The 6,751-nt window shown below is 40.0% G+C and carries 4 protein-coding genes; 2 read left to right on the forward strand and 2 right to left on the reverse strand.

Features of this window, described 5'->3' with window-relative positions:
* Window positions 1–3: 3 nt before the first annotated feature.
* Together AAEU31_RS17440 and AAEU31_RS17445 are read right to left on the reverse strand one after the other, a co-directional pair.
* Complete coding sequence (locus AAEU31_RS17440; protein ID WP_421967883.1) at window positions 4–960, reverse strand: sugar-binding transcriptional regulator; 957 nt, start codon at window positions 958–960, stop codon at window positions 4–6.
* A 488-nt stretch (window positions 961–1,448) separates the two neighbouring features.
* Window positions 1,449–2,804, reverse strand: a complete 1,356-nt coding sequence (locus tag AAEU31_RS17445) for a carbohydrate porin (RefSeq protein WP_421967884.1) — start codon at window positions 2,802–2,804, stop codon at window positions 1,449–1,451.
* Window positions 2,805–3,303: 499 nt separating this feature from the next.
* Here AAEU31_RS17445 and AAEU31_RS17450 point away from each other — a divergent pair, with 499 nt between their 5' ends.
* Complete coding sequence (locus tag AAEU31_RS17450) at window positions 3,304–5,028, forward strand: purine-cytosine permease family protein (protein ID WP_421967885.1); 1,725 nt, start codon at window positions 3,304–3,306, stop codon at window positions 5,026–5,028.
* A 3-nt stretch (window positions 5,029–5,031) separates the two neighbouring features.
* Window positions 5,032–6,540 carry a mannitol dehydrogenase family protein gene (locus tag AAEU31_RS17455; RefSeq protein ID WP_421967886.1) on the forward strand — a complete coding sequence of 503 codons (1,509 nt, stop codon included), beginning with the start codon at window positions 5,032–5,034 and terminating at the stop codon, window positions 6,538–6,540.
* The last annotated feature ends 211 nt before the right edge of the window (window positions 6,541–6,751 follow it).

The raw sequence follows: 6,751 nt of genomic DNA on the forward strand, positions 1-6,751 counted from the left end.
CATTTATAAATGCAATAACGCTTCAGCAGTAGACTCATTTGTAATGAGGGAATTGATCATACCAGACTCTATTGCCCCGGCAATAGCTGGAACCTTGTTCTGCCCTGCAGCAATTCCTATTACATGTTTATCTCGACGAGTAGACAAAGCAACGCTCGTTACACACTGGTTTATATCAGATTGAACGAGTTTGCCATTACTATCAAATATCCAACTTATTACTTCACCTGTGGCACCCATAGCCTCAAGTGCCGCAAGCTCATGTTGTGTAATAAACCCATCTAAATGTAAAGGGGAGTTTATCCCCAAGTCACCAACCCCGACAAAATATACATCTGCTTGTAGGGCGAGCTCATGAACATTTTTTACATGCGTCAGCTGTTGCCATTGAGCTTTATCTGCTTGCGTACTAGCAATAACAGGAACAGGCATAGGAAAATGTCTTGCCCCTAAACGCTCTGCAACATGAATAGCAACATCATAACGACTAGCAGAACCATCCTGCGCTATGTTTCCAACCAACGAGACAATACGGTGCTGAGGGCACTGCATATTTGTAAGTTCATTAGTGCAAGCACGTAAGGCTCGTCCGGTCCCAAAAGCAATCGTCTTAGCTTGTCGGCTTTTTGCGTACCGTTCAATTTCAGCCGCACCGGCTTGTGAAAGACCCACGACAGAATCAGCATCACCCGGCACACTCGGAACCACCTCACACTTGAGTAAGCCGAAGCGTTGTTGAAGTAAATCAGCCAGTTCCATGCAACGTTTAATTGGGTGTTCAAGTCGGACTTTTATTAACCCTTTTGATACGGCCATTGCCACTAATCTTTGCGCAGATTGTCGAGATGTATTGAGCTGTTTAGCGATCTCGTCTTGTGTTTTTCCTGCAACATAATAAAGCCAACCAGCTCTGGCTGCTTCCTCTAATTTTTGGTTTTCAGTAATAGGGGGCAAAGCCATTATTTATACCTGTTTGACCATTAATGAAAAAATTAACAGTAAAATGATTCACTGCACCAATCTATTCGTTTTTGCTATTTTTGCAGATTAACATACAGAATCAGGCTTATTGGTATCAAACCCAACTATGCGCCAGCTATTATTGAGTTCTGGCTACTGATTTAAAAGATACCATAAATTTTAATAACATAGCCTGTTTTAAACTTAATAGTATTACTACTCTAAAACAAAATTCAGGGTTCAAGGAAGTATTAGACATGATTTCTACCCTATTTTTTACAGAGTAACCACCAAGCAACGATTAAATAAAGCCTTACTGAACAACAAACACAGTGCGAGTAAAACTTAAAAAACAGCACGTTCACTTATGAATCGTGCTGTTTTTTTATTGGTTTTGCAAAAAACTAGCGGGATATTTCTTAACTATTTTTTACAGCCATCTATTGGTTTTTACAGTCATCTATTGGCACGCAATATAAAACTAGAGATTAGAAGTTAAAACTCAGCTGTAAACCCGCAATGATGGCATTCTCTTCATCGCGATCACCATTTGGATGAATAATGAATTGAACACTTGGCATCAACTCAATCGCAGGCGTAATTGCATAATTGTAGTTAAGCTCAATCGGGTATTCATGACTACGCACATTAAAATCACTATTTATATGATTTACATTATATTTATGCTGTGCATCAGTTAACTCTTTACTGACGCTGTTTCGCCCAATAGCTAATCCAATACGGTCATTAGGGCGACTAGCATATGGCGCTGTAATAAACCCTCCTATCGCGATCACTTCACCCACTGCGCTAATACTACTATCTGCATGAATCATACTCGCAAATACCCGTAATCCACCACCTGATGGATTGCGTGTTATTTGCTGTTCAAGGTTAAAATAGAATGCGTTATCCGTATCTTCAATCGCAACAGCATCAATAGTCGAACCGGCCGGAAAGCCAGCTTCATTTACAAGCTTGGCTTTATCTAGGCTGCTACGCACGACACCAACTCGGTAATCCCCTTGCAAGCCATGCCCATAGTTCACTTTATATTCTAACTCTCCCACCACGGTGGTGCCGTCAATACCACCTGATGTATGCAGCTTCAACCCTTGGTTCAACGACATTACTTGTGGGTTTGCATCGTAGCTACCTATTTTAAATAATAAGTTATCCGATAACTTATACGTTAATTGCGCCCCTAAAGTACTCAATGGATCACCATACCAACTACTACTCAAATAATTAGATGAACCACCACTACAAAATGTTAAATGTTGAAAAGCGCAGCTCATAGCAAAAAAATCAGCGCTTGGATAAATTCGACCAATTTTAATACTGAGCTGATCATCGAACAGCTGTTGAGTTAATGAAAATTGTGTGAGACGAGTTACATTTCCTCGACCATAAATTTGCTGTGATTGAAGTAATGATGGAATACCTGCCTTATTGTTTATTAGCTCACCATTTCGATTTGTAATTTCTACTTTAAACTCAGCCCCAGACCAACCAAAAAGCTTTTCAAGATCAATATATCCACCAACAAAAAATTGGTCAGCATAAGCCACCTCATTATCAAGACCGCCTTTCAAATTATGAGCAACCTGATTGAAATAGCCTAAACGAAAATCCATACCTCGCTGCGACAATTCAGATCGTGCCCCGCTCCAGTCACCTGTTATATGTTTTTGTGCATCAAACGTTTCAGCCCCATGACTTGTAAAAGAACTTAAAACCAAAATCGCTGACATTGAAGGAATTAAACGTCGCTTTTTCACTGAACAACGAAAAAACAACATTTTTGATTTCTGTGTTACTGCAATCGATTGATTGTTATCCATGTATGTGTTCTCCATTTTAATTACGCTCGAGTGCTCTAAACTCATCGCCAAATTGTTACTAGCACCTTTTATTTAGAGCAAACGAACACTGATTGAGCATATTCCCAACACATATAATATTTGTCAATAAAAACAGCAAGAGCTTGCCAAACATCGAAGTGACAAATAACAGTATAAAACCACTAAAAAACAACATTAAGTCAGTTAAATATCACTAGAGTTATGATGAATGATGAACCTCCCTCTTTATCTACTCATTAACTTATTATTGACAAAACAATACACCAGTAGGATTATGCCCAAAGGCAACAACAATGCCCAAACAAATTATTTACCATGGAGTAGGTAATTTATTACAGTTGAATTAGACGCGTTGATCCATAACACACACCTTGTTTGAGTCGAGGTTTTCATATTTTTAGGAAGTTTTAATAAAAAAGAATCCCTTTAAAGAACATTAAAGAGCAGCACGTCATATGACTAACAGGGACAAGTACTTATGAAAAGTAATCAGGTCGATTTAAAAGGATTAGAAGAGGAACAATTACCGATTGCACAACACAAACTCAAAGGATGGAAGCACTTTTTAGGTCTATATGCAGGTGAACACGTAGCTGCAACGGAGTTTGTATTTGGTGCAACATTTGTCGCACTTGGCGCAACCATGACAGATATCCTCCTTGGATTACTGATCGGTAATATTCTTGCTGTATTGAGTTGGACGCTCATAACAACCCCCATAGCTGTAGAAACACGTTTAAGTTTATATACCTACCTACAAAAAATTGCTGGTGACTCGATGACCCGGCTATACAACTGGGCGAATGTAATTATATTTACTGTTATTTCTGCAGCCATGATTACAGTTTCTGCGACCGCAGTCCGCTTTGCTTTAAATATTCCGGCTCAACTTAACTGGTATCCAACTAACTCTTTATTTGTCATGGTTGTACTGGCTGTAGGGATCATTGTTGTACTTGTTGCCATGTATGGTTTTAACGCCGTATCACGCTTTTCAGGTATTTGCGCTCCTTGGTTATTCGTGATGTTTATAAGTGGTCCATTAGTGCTTATGCCAGAGCTTGCAAATGCTGTTATTGGCCAAACAGTCGTCTCTAGCTGGGGAGACTTTATGCATATTGGCAGCATCTCTGTTTGGACGGGTCTTGATGCCAATGGGGAACCCGGAATTGGTTTACTCGAAGTTATAGGCTTTTCTTGGGCTGCAAATACAATTACCCATTTTGGCTTAATAGACATGGCTCTTCTGCGCTATGCAAAGAAAAAAAGTTATGGGCTATGTACCTCTGCAGGCATGTTATTTGGGCACTATATAGCTTGGATCTCTGCAGGTATTATGGGCGCGGGGACTGCAGTTTTAGTGAAGAAGTCTATTGTTGAATTGGATCCGGGCGATGTTGCATTTCACGCACTAGGCTTATCTGGGTTAGTAATCGTTATTGTCGCAGGATGGACAACTGCAAATGCCAACTTATATCGTGCAGGCCTTGCTGCTCAAGCTATTTTTAGTAATCAATCTCGAACTAGAACCACATTTTTAGTAGGTATAGTTACAGTCATCATTGCATGTTTTCCGTTTGTATTTACCAAACTATTGCCATTATTAACCTATGCAGGTCTCTTAGTTGTACCTGTGGGCGCTATTGTATTTGCTGAGCACTTCTTATTTCCAAAACTTGGGTTAACTCGCTATTGGGTAACTTACAAACAGCTTCAGCACAGCTCTGCGGCTGTTTTATCATGGGCTCTGGGACTCGTCTTTGGCTTTACGTTGAATACGATAGACATTATGCCTTTTTACTACTTATTCATCCCAACATGGATATTTAGCATCATCGTTTATATCCAGTTAGCTAAAAAATACGGAGCTGCTGATTCATACCCAGAACAAGAAGCTGAACTTGCTGCGTTTGATACACGTGTAAAAGAATTTCATGCAGAGCAAGCAGCTAAAGAGCCTCATTTCGCCATTGATCAGCGTGGATTTACCAAACTATTGTCAACACTTGCGTGGTTAAGCTTAGGTGTAACGATAGCACTGGCTACTAAAACCATGTTCTTTTCACCTGATATCAGTTCATACGAGGCTAACCGAACATTATTTTTTAACATTGGATTTGCCTGCACAATTATCTATTTTGCTACAGCTTACTGGGCGATGCATCGTAGAAACCATTTTCAGCCAGCAAGTTTAAGGAGCTAAGATATGGACGTAATTTCACTACAGCAATCTACGTTGAGCTCATTACCGACCACAGTGGCAGTCCCAGAATATGACCGCCAAGCATTGCAATCAGGTATCGTTCACGTAGGGGTGGGTGGATTTCATCGCTCACACCAAGCTTTCTACACTGATAACTATATTAACGGTAGTGATGATTTACGCTGGGGTATATGTGGTGTTGGTTTACGTGAAGCAGACCGCTTAGTAAAACAACATCTAGAATCACAAGACTACCTTTACTCAATTTTGACGAAGCACCCTGATGGACATACGCAAGTGCAAGTTATTGGCTGCATGACGGATTTTCTAATGGCCCCTGACGACCCTGAAGCAGTCATTAGTAAAATGGCTGCTGACGAAACGTATATTGTATCATTAACAATTACCGAGGGAGGATATAACTACGATCCATCTAGCGGTGAATTTGACTTTACTAACCCTGATATTCAGCATGATTTAACTAACCCAGATAAACCTAAGCTTATCTTTGGTTATTTGGCTGCTGCATTAGCACGTCGACGAAAAACCGATAGGCCGCCATTTACCATTCAGTCATGCGACAATATCCAACACAATGGCGACATTACTCGAAAAATGCTTGTTACTTATATTCGAGCATTCGATCACGAACTTGCCGATTGGGTCGAAAGCCATGTTTGTTTCCCCAATGCCATGGTAGATAGAATTACTCCAGCAACGGATCAAAGCGACTTAGCACTTGCTAAGAATTTGGGCATTATTGATAAATGGCCTGTTACTTGTGAACCATTTCATCAATGGGTGATTGAAGACAAGTTTAGTCAACAACGCCCAGCATGGGAACTTGTTGGTGCCCAGATTGTAGATGATGTAACACCTTACGAAACGATGAAGATTCGTCTACTTAATGCTAGCCATTCAGTGCTTGGCATTTTAGGTTCTTTACGCGGCTATCAAACTATTGAACAAGCAATCTGCGATCCTTTGTTCACTAAGCTTATAACCGAGTTTATGGATAAAGAGGTCACACCTATTTTAGATGCCGTACCGGGTATTGACCTTAGTGACTATAAAAAAACACTAATTGCCCGTTTTGCAAATCCAAATATCAAAGATAGCCTTACAAGAATTTGCTCGCAAAGCTCAGCCAAAGTATCTACTTTTTTGGTACCAACAATTATGGAAAACCTCAAAAGCAACGGTAATACTGCTATTGCGAGTTTAGTTATTGCTGGATGGTGTTTATATAGTGATACGCATTTAACCCAACAAGGAGAGCCTTTAGAGATCATCGATGATATGGCTGAAACATTACAACAGGCAGCTCATGCATCGCGAATTTCCCCGCTCGCTTTTCTGGAGCAACCGAGCATTTTTGGCGCACTTGTTGAAAACACGTCATTTTGTAATGAATATAAATCTTACATTAGTAAGCTCTATGCAGGTGTGGCTATTGAGCACATTATAGTATCACTATTAGATCAGGCTCAGGCGAAGCAAGTTTATAATTAGACGATAAAACGCAATTAGTGACTAGTTTTGTCACTTGAATGATTAAATATCATTACCAGTGTATATAAAAACAAAAAACCGCCCTAAATTTGAAGTGACCCCCAATAGTTGGACATTCCAATTACTGGGGGTCTTTTTATGTCCAAACATCACCGAGCATTCAAGCTCAAAATAGCTGAACTCGCTTTGTCTGAAAGCTCTTCGGCGGTAA

This window comes from Pseudoalteromonas thalassia (assembly GCF_049257215.1).
In the GTDB taxonomy this organism is placed as follows: Bacteria; Pseudomonadota; Gammaproteobacteria; order Enterobacterales; family Alteromonadaceae; genus Pseudoalteromonas; species Pseudoalteromonas lipolytica_C.

Coding starts and splice junctions, on each gene's coding strand:
- AAEU31_RS17445 (WP_421967884.1), bottom strand. CDS start 2,804: ATGGATAACAATCAATCGATTGCAGTAACACAGAAATCAAAAATGTTG.
- AAEU31_RS17450 (WP_421967885.1), top strand. CDS start 3,304: ATGAAAAGTAATCAGGTCGATTTAAAAGGATTAGAAGAGGAACAATTA.
- AAEU31_RS17455 (WP_421967886.1), top strand. CDS start 5,032: ATGGACGTAATTTCACTACAGCAATCTACGTTGAGCTCATTACCGACC.
- AAEU31_RS17440 (WP_421967883.1), bottom strand. CDS start 960: ATGGCTTTGCCCCCTATTACTGAAAACCAAAAATTAGAGGAAGCAGCC.